9 protein-coding genes and 1 pseudogene are annotated in these 16,063 nt (G+C 65.7%); 7 read left to right on the top strand and 3 right to left on the bottom strand.

The window, feature by feature from the left end; translation table 11 throughout:
* The first annotated feature begins 46 nt into the window (after nt 1-46).
* From ACZ899_RS07375 to ACZ899_RS07350, 6 genes are all read left to right on the top strand, one after another.
* The gene (locus ACZ899_RS07375) at nt 47-1,327 is read left to right on the top strand and encodes a serine/threonine transporter (protein ID WP_234563042.1); all 1,281 of its coding nucleotides are present in this window, start codon (nt 47-49) and stop codon (nt 1,325-1,327) included.
* A 163-nt stretch (nt 1,328-1,490) separates the two neighbouring features.
* On the top strand, nt 1,491-1,991 hold the full coding sequence (tpx, locus tag ACZ899_RS07370) for a thiol peroxidase (protein ID WP_234563041.1): 501 nt from the start codon (nt 1,491-1,493) through the stop codon (nt 1,989-1,991).
* 288 nt (nt 1,992-2,279) lie between these two features.
* Nucleotides 2,280-3,554 (top strand): MdtA/MuxA family multidrug efflux RND transporter periplasmic adaptor subunit, encoded by a 1,275-nt coding sequence (locus tag ACZ899_RS07365; protein WP_234563040.1) that lies wholly within the window; start codon nt 2,280-2,282, stop codon nt 3,552-3,554.
* The gene (locus tag ACZ899_RS07360; RefSeq protein ID WP_234563039.1) at nt 3,551-6,649 is read left to right on the top strand and encodes an MdtB/MuxB family multidrug efflux RND transporter permease subunit; all 3,099 of its coding nucleotides are present in this window, start codon (nt 3,551-3,553) and stop codon (nt 6,647-6,649) included. Before ACZ899_RS07365 ends, ACZ899_RS07360 begins: the two co-directional genes overlap by 4 nt.
* A complete protein-coding gene (locus ACZ899_RS07355; RefSeq protein WP_234563038.1) occupies nt 6,646-9,756 on the top strand; it encodes a multidrug efflux RND transporter permease subunit in 3,111 nt (1,036 codons plus the stop codon). Before ACZ899_RS07360 ends, ACZ899_RS07355 begins: the two co-directional genes overlap by 4 nt.
* Nucleotides 9,753-11,237, top strand: coding sequence for an efflux transporter outer membrane subunit (locus ACZ899_RS07350; protein ID WP_234563037.1), 1,485 nt, complete (start codon nt 9,753-9,755; stop codon nt 11,235-11,237). The genes ACZ899_RS07355 and ACZ899_RS07350 overlap by 4 nt, the downstream gene beginning before the upstream one ends.
* Nucleotides 11,238-12,132: 895 nt before the next feature.
* Here the strand turns inward: ACZ899_RS07350 and ACZ899_RS07345 are convergent.
* From ACZ899_RS07345 to ACZ899_RS07335, 3 genes and pseudogenes are all read right to left on the bottom strand, one after another.
* The gene (locus tag ACZ899_RS07345) at nt 12,133-12,720 is read right to left on the bottom strand and encodes a TetR/AcrR family transcriptional regulator (RefSeq protein ID WP_234560376.1); all 588 of its coding nucleotides are present in this window, start codon (nt 12,718-12,720) and stop codon (nt 12,133-12,135) included.
* 12 nt (nt 12,721-12,732) lie between these two features.
* Nucleotides 12,733-13,581: a 3-hydroxybutyryl-CoA dehydrogenase gene (locus ACZ899_RS07340; protein ID WP_186715304.1), complete on the bottom strand. Its 849-nt coding sequence runs from the start codon at nt 13,579-13,581 to the stop codon at nt 12,733-12,735.
* A gap of 14 nt (nt 13,582-13,595) precedes the next feature.
* Nucleotides 13,596-14,781 (bottom strand): annotated as a pseudogene (locus tag ACZ899_RS07335) (acetyl-CoA C-acyltransferase family protein).
* A gap of 171 nt (nt 14,782-14,952) precedes the next feature.
* Between ACZ899_RS07335 and ACZ899_RS07330 the strand changes: the two are divergent.
* The gene (locus ACZ899_RS07330) at nt 14,953-15,978 is read left to right on the top strand and encodes an AraC family transcriptional regulator (RefSeq protein WP_234560375.1); all 1,026 of its coding nucleotides are present in this window, start codon (nt 14,953-14,955) and stop codon (nt 15,976-15,978) included.
* The last annotated feature ends 85 nt before the right edge of the window (nt 15,979-16,063 follow it).

Below are 16,063 nucleotides of genomic sequence, written 5' to 3'. Positions count from 1 at the left end.
GCCATTCTCAGCCTGTTGCAGTCTTGCGAGTGGAGCGTCACCCGGAATGAATGAGCAGGCCCCAAGCGTTGAACAACGCTTTGTAGAATCGACCCCCGCCACCCTCGGCAGCTGGTCGCGTCAAGACACCACCTGGATGCTGGGCCTGTTCGGCACGGCCATCGGCGCCGGAACCCTGTTCCTGCCCATCAACGCCGGCCTTGGCGGTTTCTGGCCGCTGCTGGTCCTGGCCTTGCTGGCCTTCCCCATGACCTACTTCGCCCACCGCGGGCTGACCCGCTTCGTGCTCTCCGGCAGCAAGGGCGGCGACATCACCGAGGTGGTCGAGGAGCATTTCGGCATCACCGCCGGCGCGCTGATCACCGTCCTGTACTTCTTCGCCATCTTCCCGATCCTGCTGATCTACAGCGTGGCGCTGACCAACACCGTCAGCAGCTTCATGGAGCACCAGCTGCACATCGCGCCGCCACCGCGGGCGATCCTGTCGTTCGTGCTGATCCTCGGCCTGCTGGCCATCGTGCGCTGCGGCGAACAGGCCACGGTCAAGGTCATGAGCCTGCTGGTCTACCCGTTCATCGTTGCCCTGGCGCTGCTGGCCCTGTACCTGGTGCCGCACTGGACCGGCGGCATCCTCGACACCGCCACCCAGGTGCCGTCGGGCTCGGCCTTCCTGCACACCGTGTGGCTGGCGATCCCGGTGATGGTGTTCTCGTTCAACCACTCGCCGATCATCTCGGCCTTCGCCGTCGACCAGAAGCGCCGCTACGGCGAGCACGCCGATGAGCGCAGCGGCCAGATCCTGCGTCGCGCGCACCTGCTGATGGTGCTGATGGTGCTGTTCTTCGTGTTCAGCTGCGTGCTGACCCTGAGCAGCGCCCAGCTGGCCGAGGCCAAGGCGCAGAACCTGTCGATCCTGTCGTACCTGGCCAACCACTTCGAGCAGCCGGCCATCGCCTTCGCCGCGCCCCTGATCGCCTTCATCGCCATTGCCAAGTCGTTCCTGGGCCATTACATCGGTGCCAGCGAGGGCCTCAAGGGCATGATCGTCAAGTCCGGCATGCGCCCGGGCGCCAAGGGCCTGGACCGCATCGTCGCCGCGCTGATGCTGGTGGTGTGCTGGATCGTCGCCACCCTCAACCCGAGCATCCTCGGCATGATCGAATCCCTCGGCGGCCCGATCATCGCCGTGCTGCTGTTCCTGATGCCGATGTACGCCATCCGTCGCGTGCCATCGATGCGCAAGTACAGCGGTGCGCTGTCCAACCTGTTCGTGGTGGTCGTCGGCCTGGTGGCCCTGACCTCGGTGGTGTACGGCCTGCTGGCCTGAGCCCCGTCACGTAGGAAAAGCGCCCGGGTCGACGCCAGTCACCCGGGCGTTTGTCTACAGGAATTGCCCGAACGTAGGACAATTTCATCTTTGCCCATAGGCACTTGCGTCCCTTCATGGTTAACTCTGAGTCCTTTTCCAACCCCGTATAAGGATTTCCGCCATGGCTCAAGTGACTCTCAAAGGCAACCCGGTCAAGGTCAGCGGTGAACTGCCGAAGCAAGGCGCCGCGGCACCAGCCTTCTCCCTGGTCGCTGGCGACCTGTCGAACAAGTCGCTGGCCGACTTCGCCGGCAAGCGCAAGGTGCTGAACATCTTCCCGAGCGTTGACACCCCGACCTGCGCTACCTCGGTGCGTACCTTCAACAAGAAGGCAGGTGACCTGGCCAACACCGTGGTGCTGTGCATCTCCGCCGACCTGCCGTTCGCCCAGGCGCGCTTCTGCGGCGCCGAAGGTCTGGAGAACGTGAAGAACCTGTCGACCCTGCGTGGCCGCGAGTTCCTGGAAAACTACGGTGTGGCCATCGCCGACGGCCCGCTGGCCGGGCTGGCCGCCCGCGCCGTGGTGGTGCTGGACGAAAACGACAAGGTGCTGCACAGCGAGCTGGTGGGCGAAATCGCCGACGAGCCGAACTACGAGGCGGCGCTGGCTGTCCTGAAGTAAGTGACGCTGGGGCCGCCCTGCGGCCCTTTCGCGGCACAAGGCCGCTCCTACAGAAAACGCTGAATCCTGTAGGAGCGGCCTTGTGCCGCGAAAGGGGCGAAGCACCCCCAGGGGTTACACCCTGTAACGGCCTGGACCCTGTTCCAGGCCGTTTTCATTTAAAGTTCACCCCTTTGCCAACGTCAGCCGAAGGTAAAGCACTGGTAAAGCCCCTTTGCTAAAGCGATGCCAGTGCTTATCGTTCACGCTCTCCACGCCGTCTTTCTCTGAACAAGGTTCGTTCGACCCATGCAAGCCTCCAATTCCCGTTCCCCTCGTCGCTGGCTGTTCGGCCTGCTGATCCTGCTGCTGGTGGCCCTGCTGGCCTGGTGGCTGTGGCCCGCGGCGACCGTCCATAAGGAGGACGCCGGGCACCGACCGGGCAAGGGCGGGCGACCGGGCTTCGGTGCCTCCACCGAGGCGGTGCCGGTACGGGTCGAACCCGTGCGTGTCGGGGACTTCCCGCTGTACTACAAGGCCCTCGGCACCGTCACCGCCACCAACACGGTCAACGTGCGCAGCCGGGTCGCCGGCGAGCTGGTCAAGGTCCACTTCAAGGAAGGTCAGCAGGTCAAGGCAGGCGACCTGCTCGCCGAGATCGACCCACGTTCCTATCGCATCGCCCTGCAGCAGGCCGAAGGCACCCTGGCGCAGAACCAGGCGCAGCTGAAGAACGCCCAGGTCGACCTGGCTCGCTATAAAGGCCTGTACGCCGAGGACAGCATCGCCAAGCAGACCCTCGACACCGCCGAAGCCCAGGTTGGTCAGTTCCAGGGACTGGTCAAGACCAACCAGGCCCAGGTCAACGACGCTCGCCTGAACCTCGAGTTCACCCAGATCCGCGCACCGATCAACGGCCGCGTGGGCCTGCGCCAGCTGGACCTGGGCAACCTGGTGGCGGCCAACGACACCACGGCGCTGGTGGTCATCACCCAGACCCAGCCGATCAGTGTTGCCTTCACCTTGCCGGAAACCCAGCTCGACACCGTCCTGGCCCGCTACCGCAGCGGCGCCAGCCTGCCGGTCGAGGCCTGGGACCGGGGCGATCAGAAGCTGCAGTCCACCGGCGTGCTGGGCAGCCTCGACAACCAGATCGACGTCGCCACCGGCACCCTGAAGTTCAAGGGCACCTTCCAGAACAACGACCATGCGCTGTTCCCCAACCAGTTCGTCAACGTGCGCCTGCTGGCCGACACCCTCAAGCAGGTGGTGATGGCACCGGCCGCGGCGATCCAGTTCGGCAACGACGGTACCTTCGCCTACGTGGTCAACGCCGAGAACACCATCAATGTGCGCAAGCTCAAGGTCGGCGCCAGCGATGGCGAGAACACGGTGATCGTCGAGGGCCTGGCCGCCGGCGAGCGCCTGGTGCTGGAAGGCACCGACCGCCTGCGCGAAGGCACCAAGGTCGATGTGGTCGAGGACAGCTCCCAGGTCCCGACCACCCCTGGCCAGCACCTGCAGGGGCAGGGCGCCAAGGGTTCGGCCCAGGCCGCTGAACCAGGCACCAAGGCGGGCGCATGAACCTCTCGCGCCTGTTCATCCTGCGGCCGGTCGCCACCACGCTGAGCATGCTGGCCATCGTCCTGGCCGGCCTGATCGCCTACAAGCTGCTGCCGGTGGCGGCCTTGCCCCAGGTCGACTACCCGACCATCCGCGTCATGACCCTGTATCCCGGCGCCAGCCCACAGGTGATGACCAGCGCCGTCACCGCGCCGCTGGAACGCCAGTTCGGGCAGATGCCGGGCCTGGAGCAGATGGCCTCGACCAGCTCCGGCGGCGCCTCGGTACTGACCCTGCGCTTCAACCTCGACATGAACATGGATGTCGCCGAGCAGCAGGTGCAGGCCGCGATCAACGCCGCCAGCAACCTGCTGCCCAGCGACCTGCCGGCGCCGCCGGTGTACAACAAGGTCAACCCGGCCGACACCCCGGTGCTGACCCTGGCCATTTCCTCGAAGACCATGCCGCTGCCCAAGCTCAACGACCTGGTCGATACCCGCGTGGCGCAGAAGATCGCCCAGATCAGCGGTGTCGGCATGGTCAGCATCGCCGGCGGCCAGCGCCAGGCCGTGCGGATCAAGGTCAACGTCGACGCCCTGGCCGCCAACGGCCTCAATCTGGACGACGTGCGCACCCTGATCGGCGCCTCCAACGTCAACCAGCCCAAGGGCAACTTCGATGGCCCGACCCGGGTGTCGATGCTCGACGCCAACGACCAGCTGCGCTCGCCCGAGGAATACGCCAACCTCATCCTCAAGTACAGCAATGGCGCGCCGCTGCGCCTGAAGGACGTCGCCGAGATCGTCGACGGCGCCGAGAACGAACGGCTGGCCGCCTGGGCCAACCAGAACGAGGCGGTGCTGCTGAACATCCAGCGCCAGCCCGGCGCCAACGTCATCGAGGTGGTCGACCGGATCAAGGAACTGCTGCCGTCGATCACCGACAACCTGCCGGCGGGCCTGGATGTCAGCGTGCTCACCGACCGCACCCAGACCATCCGCGCCGCCGTGCGCGACGTGCAGCACGAGCTGTTGTTCGCCATCGCCCTGGTGGTGATGGTCACCTTCGTCTTCCTGCGCCGCTTCAGCGCCACCATCATCCCCTCCATCGCCGTGCCGCTGTCACTGATCGGCACCTTCGGGGTGATGTACCTGGCCGGCTTCTCGGTCAACAACCTCACCTTGATGGCCCTGACCATCGCCACCGGTTTCGTGGTGGACGATGCCATCGTCATGCTGGAGAACATTTCCCGGCACATCGAGGAGGGCGAAACACCCATGCAGGCCGCGCTCAAGGGCGCCAAGCAGATTGGTTTCACCCTGATCTCGCTGACCTTCTCGCTGATCGCCGTGCTGATTCCGCTGCTGTTCATGGCCGACGTGGTCGGGCGGCTGTTCCGCGAGTTCGCCATCACCCTGGCGGTGGCCATCCTGATTTCCCTGGTGGTGTCGCTGACCCTGACGCCGATGATGTGCGCGCGCCTGCTCAAGCGCGAACCCAAGGAAGAGGAGCAAGGCCGCTTCTACCGCGCCAGCGGTGCCTGGATCGACTGGCTGATCAAGCACTACGGCACCACCCTGACCTGGGTGCTCGAGCGCCAGCCGCTGACCCTGCTGGTGGCCGTGGCCACCCTGGCATTGACCGTGGTGCTGTACCTGATGGTGCCCAAGGGCTTCTTCCCGGCCCAGGACACCGGGGTCATCCAGGGCATCTCCGAGGCGCCGCAATCGACCTCGTTCGCCGCCATGAGCGAGCGCCAGCAATCCCTGGCCAAGGTGATCCTGCAGGACCCGGCGGTACAGAGCCTGTCCTCGTATATAGGCGTGGACGGCGATAACGCCACCCTCAACAGCGGCCGCCTGCTGATCAACCTCAAGCCTCACGGCGAGCGCGACGTCACCGCCGCCGAGGTGATCAACCGCCTGCAGCCGCAGCTCGACAGGCTGGTCGGCATCCGCCTGTTCATGCAGCCGGTGCAGGACCTGAGCATCGAGGACCGGGTCAGCCGCACCCAGTACCAGTTCAGCCTCAGTTCGCCGGATGCCGACATGCTCGCCGAATGGAGCGGCAAGCTGGTGCAGGCGCTCAAGGACCGTCCCGAGCTGCAGGATGTGGCCAGCGATCTGCAGGACCAGGGCCTGCAGGTATTCCTGGTGATCGACCGCGATATGGCCAGTCGCCTGGGGATCGCCGTGGCGCAGATCACCAACGCGCTGTATGACGCCTTCGGCCAGCGGCAGATCTCGACCATCTACACCCAGGCCAGCCAGTACCGCGTGGTGCTGCAGTCGCAGACCGCGGCCAGCCTCGGCCCGCAGGCCCTGGAGTCGATCCACGTCAAGGCCACCGACGGCGGCCAGGTGCGCCTGTCGGCCCTGGCGCGCATCGAGCAGCGCCAGGCCCAACTGGCGATCTCGCACATCGGCCAGTTCCCGGCGGTGATGATGTCGTTCAACCTGGCCCACGGCGCGTCCCTGGGCGAGGCGGTCAAGGTGATCGAGCAGGTGCAGCAGGACATCGGCATGCCGATCGGCGTGCAGACCCGCTTCCAGGGCGCCGCCGAGGCGTTCCAGGCCTCGCTGTCGAGCACCTTGCTGCTGATCCTGGCCGCGGTGGTGACCATGTACATCGTGCTGGGCGTGCTCTACGAGAGCTACATCCACCCGGTGACCATCCTCTCCACGCTGCCCTCGGCGGCGGTGGGGGCCTTGCTGGCGCTGCTGCTGAGCGGCAACGACCTGGGCATGATCGCCATCATCGGCATCATCCTGCTGATCGGCATCGTCAAGAAGAACGCGATCATGATGATCGACTTCGCCCTGGAGGCCGAGCGCCACCAGGGCATGAGCCCACGTGACGCGATCTACCAGGCGGCGCTGCTGCGCTTCCGACCGATCCTGATGACCACCCTGGCCGCGCTGTTCGGCGCCATGCCGCTGATGCTCGCCACAGGTTCCGGCGCCGAGCTGCGCCAGCCACTGGGCCTGGTGATGGTCGGCGGCCTGCTGGTGAGCCAGGTGCTGACCTTGTTCACCACGCCGGTCATCTACCTGTACTTCGACCGCCTGGCGCGCCGCTGGCGCCCGGCTGACGATGCGCGGCAGGCCGAAGCATGAACCTGTCCGGACCTTTTATCCGCCGGCCGGTAGCCACCATGCTGCTGAGCCTGGCGATCATGCTGCTGGGCGGGGTGAGCTTCGGCCTGCTGCCGGTGTCGCCGCTGCCGCAGATGGACTTCCCGGTGATCGTGGTGCAGGCCAGCCTGCCCGGCGCCAGCCCGGAGGTCATGGCCTCCACCGTGGCCACGCCGCTGGAGCGCAAGCTTGGCGCCATCGCCGGCGTCACCACCCTGACCAGCAGCTCCAACCAGGGCTCGACCCGGGTGATCATCGGCTTCGAGCTGGGCCGCGACATCGACGGCGCGGCGCGCGAGGTGCAGGCGGCGATCAACGCCACCCGCAACCTGCTGCCCAGCGGCATGCGCAGCATGCCCACCTACAAGAAGATCAACCCGTCCCAGGCGCCGATCATGGTGCTGTCGCTGACCTCGGAGGTGCTGTCCAAGGGCAAGCTCTACGACCTGGCCGACACCATCCTGTCCCAGAGCCTGGCGCAGGTCAGCGGGGTAGGGGAGGTGCAGATCGGCGGCAGCTCGCTGCCGGCGGTGCGCATCGAGCTGGAACCGCAGCTGCTCAACCAGTACGGCCTGTCCCTGGACGACGTGCGCAATGCGGTGGCCAACGCCAACCAGCGCCGGCCCATGGGCTTCGTCGAAGACCATGAGCGCAACTGGCAGGTGCGCGCCAACGACCAGTTGGAGACCGCCGAGGACTACAAGCCGCTGGTGATCCGCCAGCAGAACGGCGCGATCCTGCGCCTGTCCGACGTGGCCAAGGTCAGCGATGGCGTGGAGAACCGCTACAACAGCGGTTTCTTCAACGACGAGAGCGCGGTGCTGCTGGTGGTCAACCGCCAGACCAACGCCAACATCATCCAGACCGTCGAGCAGATCAAGGCCGAGCTGCCGGCCTTGCAGTCGCTGCTGCCGGCCAGCGTCAAGCTCAACGTGGCCATGGACCGCTCGCCGGTGATCAAGGCCACCCTGAAGGAGGCCGAGCACACCCTGCTGATCGCCGTGGTGCTGGTGATCCTGGTGGTCTATCTGTTTCTCGGCAACCTGCGCGCCTCGCTGATCCCGAGCCTGGCGGTGCCGGTGTCGCTGGTGGGCACCTTCGCGGTCATGTACCTGTGCGGGTTCTCGCTGAACAACCTGTCGCTGATGGCGCTGATTCTCGCCACCGGCCTGGTGGTGGACGACGCCATCGTGGTGCTGGAGAACATTTCGCGGCATATCGAGAACGGCGAAAACCCCATGCGCGCCGCCTACAAGGGCGCGCAGGAGGTGGGCTTCACCCTGCTGTCGATGAACGTCTCGCTGGTGGCGGTGTTCGTCTCGATCCTGTTCATGGGTGGTATCGTGCGCGGGCTGTTCAAGGAGTTCTCGATCACCCTGGCCGCGGCGATCATCGTCTCGCTGGTGGTGTCGCTGACGCTGACGCCGATGCTCTGCTCGCGCTGGCTCAAGGTCCACGGCCCGCAGCAGCAGACCCGCCTGCAACGCTGGAGCGACCGCATCCACCAGCGCATGGTCGCCGGCTACGACAAGAGCCTGGGCTGGGCGCTGCGCCACAAGCGCCTGACCCTGCTCAGCCTGCTGGCCACCATCGGGCTGAACATCGCCCTGTACGTGGTGGTGCCCAAGACCCTGATGCCGCAGCAGGATACCGGCCAGTTGCAAGGCTTTATCCGTGGCGACGACGGCCTGTCGTTCACCGTGATGCAGCCGAAGATGGAGATCTATCGCCGCGCCCTGCTCAAGGACCCTGCGGTGGAGAGCGTCGCCGGTTTCATCGGCGGCAACAGCGGCACCAACAACGCCTTCGTGCTGGTGCGCCTCAAACCGATCGCCGAGCGCAAGGAGAACGCGCAGAAGGTGATCGACCGCCTGCGCAAGGACCTGCCGAAGATCCCCGGCGGGCGTCTGTACCTGATGGCCGACCAGGACCTGCAACTGGGCGGTGGCGGTCGAGACCAGAGCACCTCGCAGTACCTTTACACCCTGCAGAGCGGCGACCTGGCGGCCCTGCGCGAGTGGTTCCCGAAGGTGGCCGCCGAGCTGCGCAAGCTGCCCGAGCTGACCGCCATCGACGCCCGCGACGGCGCCGGCACCCAGCAGGTGACCCTGGTGGTCGACCGTGACCAGGCCAAGCGCCTGGGCATCGATATGGACATGGTCACTGCGGTGCTGAACAACGCCTACAGCCAGCGGCAGATCTCGACCATCTATGACAGCCTCAACCAGTACCAGGTGGTGCTGGAGATCAACCCGAAATACGCCTGGGACCCGAGCACCCTGGAGCAGGTGCAGGTGATCACTGCCGACGGCGCCCGGGTGCCGCTGTCCACCTTCGCCCGCTACGAGAACAGCCTGGCCAACGACCGCGTCAGCCACGAAGGGCAGTTCGCCTCCGAGGACATCTCGTTCGACGTCGCCGAAGGTTACAGCCCCGACCAGGCCATGGCCGCGCTGGAACGCGCGGTGGCCAAGCTCGGCCTGCCCGAGTCGGTGATCGCCAAGCTCGGCGGCGACGCCGACGCCTTCACCAAGACCACCGAAGGCCAGCCGCTGATGATCCTCGGCGCCCTGGTGCTGGTGTACCTGGTGCTGGGCATCCTCTACGAGAGCTACATCCACCCGCTGACGATCCTCTCCACGCTGCCCTCGGCCGGTGTCGGCGCCTTGCTGGCGCTGTACCTGACCGATGGCGAGTTCAGCCTGATCTCGTTGCTCGGGCTGTTCCTGCTGATCGGCGTGGTGAAGAAGAACGCCATCTTGATGATCGACCTGGCGCTGCAGTTGGAGCGCCACGACGGCCTATCGCCGGAGGAGTCGATCCGCCGCGCCTGCCTGCTGCGCCTGCGGCCGATCCTGATGACCACCCTGGCGGCGATCCTCGGCGCGCTGCCGTTGCTGCTCAGCCGCGCCGAGGGCGCCGAGATGCGCCAGCCGCTGGGCCTGACCATCATCGGCGGCCTGGTGTTCAGCCAGATTCTCACCCTCTACACCACGCCCGTGGTCTACCTGTACCTCGATCGCCTGCGCCACCGGTTCAACCGCTGGCGCGGCGTGCGCACCGACGCTGCCCTGGATACCCCGCTATGAACTTTGCCCACACCCGAATCCACCGTGCCCTCAAGCGGCTGACCCACGGGCGCGGTTCGCGCCTGGTCAGCGCCGGGTTGTGCGTGGCCATGCTCAGCGCCTGTACCCTGAGCCCGGACTACCAGCGCCCGGAAATCAGCACCCCGGCGCAGTTCAAGCAGGCCGAAGGCTGGACCCAGGCCAATCCGTCCGACGCCATCGCCCGCGGGGCGTGGTGGGAGATCTATGGCGACAAGCAGCTTGACGCCCTGGTGGAGGAGCTCAATCGCAGCAACCAGACGGTGGCGCAGTACGAGGCGCAGTACCGCCAGGCCCAGGCGCTGGTGCGCAGCAGCCGTGCCTCGCTGTTCCCTTCGCTGAACCTGACCACCAGCAAGAACCGTTCAGCCCAGGGCACCGGCAGTTCCAGCTCCAGCCTGTCGAACAACAGCAGTGGCATCCGCGACACCTACAACGCGCAGCTCGGGGTGAGCTGGGAGATCGACCTGTGGGGCAAGTTGCGTGAAACCATGAACGCCAACGAATCCAGCGCCGAGGCCAGCCTGGCCGACATGGCGGCCATTCGCCTGAGCCAGCAATCGGAACTGGTGCAGAACTACCTGCAACTGCGGGTGATCGACGCGCAGAAGCGCCTGCTTGAAGCCACGGTCGCAACTTATGAGCGGTCGTTGAAGATGAACGAGAACCAGTACCGTGCCGGGGTTGCCGGGCCGGATGCCGTGGCCCAGGCGCGTACCCAGCTCAAGAGCACCCAGGCCGACCTGATCGACCTGGCCTGGCAGCGGGCGCAGTACGAGAACGCCATCGCCGTGTTGATGGGCAAGGCGCCGGCTGATTTTGCCCTGGCGGCGAGCAACGATATTCCGGTGTTGCCGCAGGTGCCGCTGTCGCTGCCGTCGCAGTTGCTCGAGCGGCGTCCCGACATTGCCTCGGCCGAGCGCAAGGTGATGGCGGCCAACTCGAACATCGGCGTGTCGCGGGCGGCGTATTTCCCGGATTTGTCGCTGAGCATGAACGGGGGGTACTCCAGCAGCAGCTTCAACAACTGGATCGAGTTGCCCAACCGTTACTGGTCGGTCGGGCCGCAACTGGCGCTGACGCTGTTTGACGCCGGCAAGCGCAGTGCCGAGGTCGACCGGACGGTGGCGGTGTACGACCAGACCGTGGCGCAGTATCGGCAGACGGTGCTCGACGGGTTCAAGGAGGTCGAGAACTACCTGGTGCAGCTCAAGGTGTACGGGGACGAGGCGGTGGTGCGGCAGGAAGCGCTGGACGCGGCGCGGGAGTCGTTGCGGTTGACCGAGAATCAGTACAAGGCGGGGTTGATCGGGTATCTGGATGTGGTCAATGTGCAGACGACGGCGCTCAGCAACGAGCGGAGTGTGTTGACGTTGTTGCAGGGGCGGTTGGTGGCGAGTGTGCAGTTGATTGCGGCGCTTGGGGGAGGGTGGGATGTTGGGCGGGATTTGGTAGTGGAGTAGGGTTGGTTTTTTTGGTTTTTTGATTGTTTTGTAAGTTGTAGGCGCATTCATTTGTGATGTCGACGCTTATTCACCTTTCCGCCCTTACGGCGGGTAACTTTTTGAAGGATCAAAAAGTCACCAAAAAATCCTCGCTCCATTCATCCGGCCCCTACGCTTCGCTCCGGGGTTCCCTCACTCCGGCCTTGCTCCCGGGAGGACCGCGCTGCAGGGCCCATCCTGGGCCCCAGCGCTTGACGGGCATCCATGCCCGTCACCTCCCTCCGCAAGTCCTGCGTTCGGCCTCCTGAAGTCGCGAAGTTACGAGCGGCGCCTAGACTGGCGCAGTTGTCGCTAGTTGGAGATTAATTAATCTCTCGATCGTTTCGCGGGGCAAGCCCGCTCCCGCGCAATAGTCGTCGTTATATATAACCCTGTAGGAGCGGGCTTGCCCCGCGAAAAGGTCGGAACAGCCAGTACATAATTAACTGTCAAACAACCAACTTCGAATTTCTTGCTCTTGCTCTTGCTCTTGCTTCTAAGCGCGCGATAGTCCAGGCACCACCAATTGCGACTTCAGGAGGCCGAGCGGAGTTCTTGCGGAGGGAGGTGACGGGCATGGATGCCCGTCAAGCGCTGCGCCCCAGGATGGGGCGTTCAGCGCGGTCCTCCCGGGAGCAAGAACGGAGCGAGGGAACCCCGGAGCGAAGCGCAGGGGCCGGATGAACGGAGCGGAACGGTTTTGCCTACTTTTCCCTAGAGAAAAGTAGGTCGCCGTAAAGGCGAAAAGGTGACTAAATGTCGACATCACCTACGAATGCGTATAAAAAAACCAAAACAATCACCAGAGAACCAGAGAACCAGAGAACCAGAGAACCAGAGAACCAGAGAACCAGAGAACCAGAGAACCAGAACCCTACCCCAAAGCCCTCTCCACAGCCCCCCCCACCAAACGCTCCATCAACCCAACCCCCTCCGCCTCACCCAGCCCCTTCCCCCGCAACATCCCAGGCAACTGGTTCAACAGCGTCGCCAGCACATGCCCGGTAGCCGCCAGGACCTCGGCCCCCAACCGCGCCTGTGGCGCAATCAACCGCAGGAGCCCGGTTTCATAGCGCTCCCGCAGGCCCGCCAGCCGCGCCTGCTGCTCCCCGGTCAGGCAGCAGACATCCCGCTCGGCCAGACGAAACTGCAAAGGCCGCTCCGCATGCAACTGCCAGTGCGCGGCAATCAGGCAAGCCAGCACTGGCCGGCCCTGGGCCCGCGCCCGACGGCCCAGGTCCAGGGTGGCCTGCAACTCCTCGTACAACTCCTCGATCAAGTCATACAACAGGTCCTGCTTGCTGGGGAAATGGTGGTACAGCGAGCCCGCGGTCAAGCCCACGTGCGCCGCCAGCTCACGCATGCTGACCTGGCCGAAGCCTTTTTCGGCGAACAGGGCCATGGCCCGGTCACGCCGCTCCTCGAAGTTGGCGCAGCGCAGCGCCGCGTTGACCGGGGGCATCACGCGGCTCCTCTAGTAGGTGAAGAAGCCGCGGCCGCTCTTGCGCCCGAGGTAACCGGCGGCAACCATCTCCTTGAGCAGTGGGGCGGGGCGGTACTTGCTGTCGTTGAAGCCTTCGTGGAAGGCCTCCATGATCGCCAGCAAGGTGTCCAGGCCCACCAGGTCGGCCAGGGCCAGCGGGCCGATCGGCTGGTTGCAGCCCAGGCGCATGCCGGTGTCGATGTCCTCGGCGCTGGCCAGGCCTTCCTGGAACACGAAGATCGCCTCGTTGATCATCGGCACCAGGATCCGGTTGACCACGAAGCCCGGGCGGTTGCCGGCAGTGATCGGGGTCTTGCCGAGCTTCTCGGTGACCAGCAGCGCCTGGGCGTAGGTCGCATCGCTGGTCTGCAGGCCCCGGATGATCTCGACCAGCGCCATCATCGGCACCGGGTTGAAGAAGTGCACGCCGATGAAACGCTGCGGCTGCTCGATGCTGGCCGCCAGTTGGGTGACCGACAGCGACGAGGTGTTGGTGGCGATCAGGCACTCGGCACCGACATTGGCGGCCACCTGCTGCAGGATGCGCTGCTTGAGGGCGAGGTTCTCGGTGGCCGCCTCGATCACCAGCTGCGCGTCCGCCAACTGGGCGTAGTCGGTGCTGGTGCGGATGCGCGCCTTGGCTGCGCTGGCCTTGTCGGCGTCGATGGTGCCCTTGCCGACCTGGCGCTCCAGGTTCTTGCCCAGGGTCGCCACGCCGCGCTCCAGCGCGGCGTCGGAGACGTCCACCAGCAGGACCTGGTAGCCGGCAAGCGCGCACACCTGGGCGATGCCGTTGCCCATGGTGCCGGCGCCGATCACGGCGATGCGTTCGATGTTCATGTTGCTGACTCCTTTCAGACGCGTTCGAAGACGACGGCGATGCCTTGGCCGCCGCCGATGCACATGGTGGTCCAGGGCGTAGCGGCCCTGGACGCGGTGCAGTTCATGGATGGCCTTGGTGGCGATGATCGCGCCGGTGGCGCCGACCGGGTGGCCGAGGGAAATGCCCGAACCGTTGGGGTTGACCTTCTCCGGGTCGAAGCCCAGGGCGCGGGCAACGGCGCAGGCCTGGGAGGCGAAGGCTTCGTTGGATTCGATCACGTCCAGGTCGGCGACCTTCAGGCCGGCCTTCTCCAGCACCTTCTGCGTGGCCGGGATCGGGCCCAGGCCCATCAGTGCCGGCTCCACGCCGGCGTGGGCGTAGGCGACGATCCGCGCCAGTGGCTTGAGGCCCTGGCGGCGCACGGCGTCACCGGTGGCCAGGACCAGGCCGGCGGCGCCGTCGTTGATGCTGCTGGCGTTGCCGGCGGTGACGGTGCCGTCCTTCTTGAATACCGCCTTCATGGCCGCCAGCTGTTCGGCGCTGGCGTCGCCGCGCACGTTCTCGTCCACGGCGAATTGCACGGGGCCTTTGCGGGTCTTGATCTCGATCGGCACGATCTGGCCGTCGAAGCGGCCCTCGGCAATGGCGCGGGCGGCACGGCGCTGGCTGGTCAGGGCGACCTCGTCCTGCATCTCGCGGCTGATGCCGTGGGCCGCCGCGACGTTCTCGGCGGTGATGCCCATGTGGAAGTGCTCGAACGGGTCCTGGAGGATGCCGACCATGTAGTCGATGCCCTGCAGGTCGCCCATGCGCGCGCCCCAGCGGGCCTGTGGCAGCAGGTAGGGGCCGCGGCTCATGGATTCGGCGCCGGCGGCCAGGGCGATGTCGCTGTCGCCCAGCAGCAGGCCCTGGGTGGCTGAAACGATGGCCTGCAGACCCGAGCCGCACAGGCGGTTGACGCTGAAGGCCGGGGTTTCCTTGGGGATACCTGCATTCATGGCCGCGACCCGCCCCAGATAGGCGTCGCGTGGCTCGGTGGGGATCACATTGCCCATCACCACATGGCCGATCTGCTCGGCGGCGATGCCCGAACGCTCGATGGCGGCGCGGGTCACCTGGGTGGCGAGGTCGGCCAGCGGCAGGTCCTTGAGCGAACCGCCGAAGCTGCCGATGGCCGAACGTACCGCGCTGACGACAAAGATTTCTGTGCTGCTCATGGGGGCTCCGTTTGCGAAGGCGTGGCGGGGTGGAGGTGGCTCTGCGAGAATGGCGGCCGCACCCTCCCGGGGTGGATCGAGTCTAGGCAAAGGCCTTCAGGTGGCCTATGCCGGATCTGTTCAATCAACCTGGTATTTTTTGCCACTCAGCATAGACAGCGGACTTCTGCCATGCGCGATAGCGATACGGTCGCGGTGTATTTCCTCAACGCCATGCTCCACGCCCTGCGTGAGCGGCCACAGGCACGCGACGCCCATCTGCGGGCGGTGGGCATTGATCCGCAGGTGCTGGCCGAGCCCCTGGCGCGGGTGCCGGCCAAGGCTTTCGCGCAACTGTGGCTCGCGCTGATCGACGAGCTGCACGACGAGTTCTTCCATCTCGACAGCCACGGCATGCCCCTGGGCAGCTTCGCCCTGATCTGCCGCGGGCTGATCCAGGAATCCACCCTGGGCAAGGCACTGCGCCAGTGCCTGGGCAGTTTCGCCCTGTTCCTGCGCGACCTGAACGGCAGTGTCACGGTGCGCGGCGCGCGCACGGTGATCAGCGTGCAGTCGAACATCGCCGATCCGCTGACCCGGGTCTATGCCGAGGAAACCTACCTGGTGCTGGTGATCGGCTTGTTGTGCTGGCTGGCGGGAAGGCGCATCGCCATCGACCGCACCGAACTGGCCCTGGCGCGGCCGGCGCAGGAGGACGACGCGTTGCTGTGGGGGCCGGACTTGCGCCTGGGCAGCGGGCGTACCGAGGTGGAGTTCGACAGCGCCTGGCTGCGCCTGCCGGTGGTGCAGGACCTGGCGGCGCTGAAGGGTTTCCTGCGCAGCGCGCCGCAGGGGCTGGTGATTCGCTTTCGCAACCAGAACGGCCTGGCGGCCGAGGTCTACCGCCACCTGCGCGCCCGCCACTACGGGCAGTGGCCGACCCTCAACGTCATGGCCGAGCGGCAGGGGCTTGGCGCCAGCAGCTTCCGCCGCCGGCTGGAGCGGGAAGGGCGCTCGTACCAGCAGATCAAGGACGAGGTGCGTCGAGCAATGGCTTTCGAGCTGCTGCGCGAAGGGTGCCTGAGCATTGCCGAGATCGCCGAGCATACCGGGTTCCAGGAGCCCAGCGCGTTTCACCGAGCGTTCAAGAAATGGACCGGGCAGAGTCCGGGCAGTTACCGGGCCAAGGGGAAACATGATTCGTGGTGTACTACGTAGTACGCACTATCCCGTTTCGTCGAGCACCTCGAAAGATCAGCACCCAATCAAGAAAACATTTCTTTTTGTTGCCTTGGCGCCGACT

This window comes from Pseudomonas sp. TE31087 (genome assembly GCF_057284075.1).
Note: the sequence above shows the minus strand (reverse complement) of the source record. Positions and strands in the feature narration are given on the sequence as shown.

What these genes read in the sequence shown, in the direction of transcription:
- ACZ899_RS07375 (WP_234563042.1), top strand. Translation starts at nt 47, where the DNA reads ATGAATGAGCAGGCCCCAAGCGTTGAACAACGCTTTGTAGAATCGACC.
- tpx (WP_234563041.1), top strand. Translation starts at nt 1,491, where the DNA reads ATGGCTCAAGTGACTCTCAAAGGCAACCCGGTCAAGGTCAGCGGTGAA.
- ACZ899_RS07365 (WP_234563040.1), top strand. Translation starts at nt 2,280, where the DNA reads ATGCAAGCCTCCAATTCCCGTTCCCCTCGTCGCTGGCTGTTCGGCCTG.
- ACZ899_RS07360 (WP_234563039.1), top strand. Translation starts at nt 3,551, where the DNA reads ATGAACCTCTCGCGCCTGTTCATCCTGCGGCCGGTCGCCACCACGCTG.
- ACZ899_RS07355 (WP_234563038.1), top strand. Translation starts at nt 6,646, where the DNA reads ATGAACCTGTCCGGACCTTTTATCCGCCGGCCGGTAGCCACCATGCTG.
- ACZ899_RS07350 (WP_234563037.1), top strand. Translation starts at nt 9,753, where the DNA reads ATGAACTTTGCCCACACCCGAATCCACCGTGCCCTCAAGCGGCTGACC.
- ACZ899_RS07345 (WP_234560376.1), bottom strand. Translation starts at nt 12,720, where the DNA reads ATGCCCCCGGTCAACGCGGCGCTGCGCTGCGCCAACTTCGAGGAGCGG.
- ACZ899_RS07340 (WP_186715304.1), bottom strand. Translation starts at nt 13,581, where the DNA reads ATGAACATCGAACGCATCGCCGTGATCGGCGCCGGCACCATGGGCAAC.
- ACZ899_RS07330 (WP_234560375.1), top strand. Translation starts at nt 14,953, where the DNA reads ATGCGCGATAGCGATACGGTCGCGGTGTATTTCCTCAACGCCATGCTC.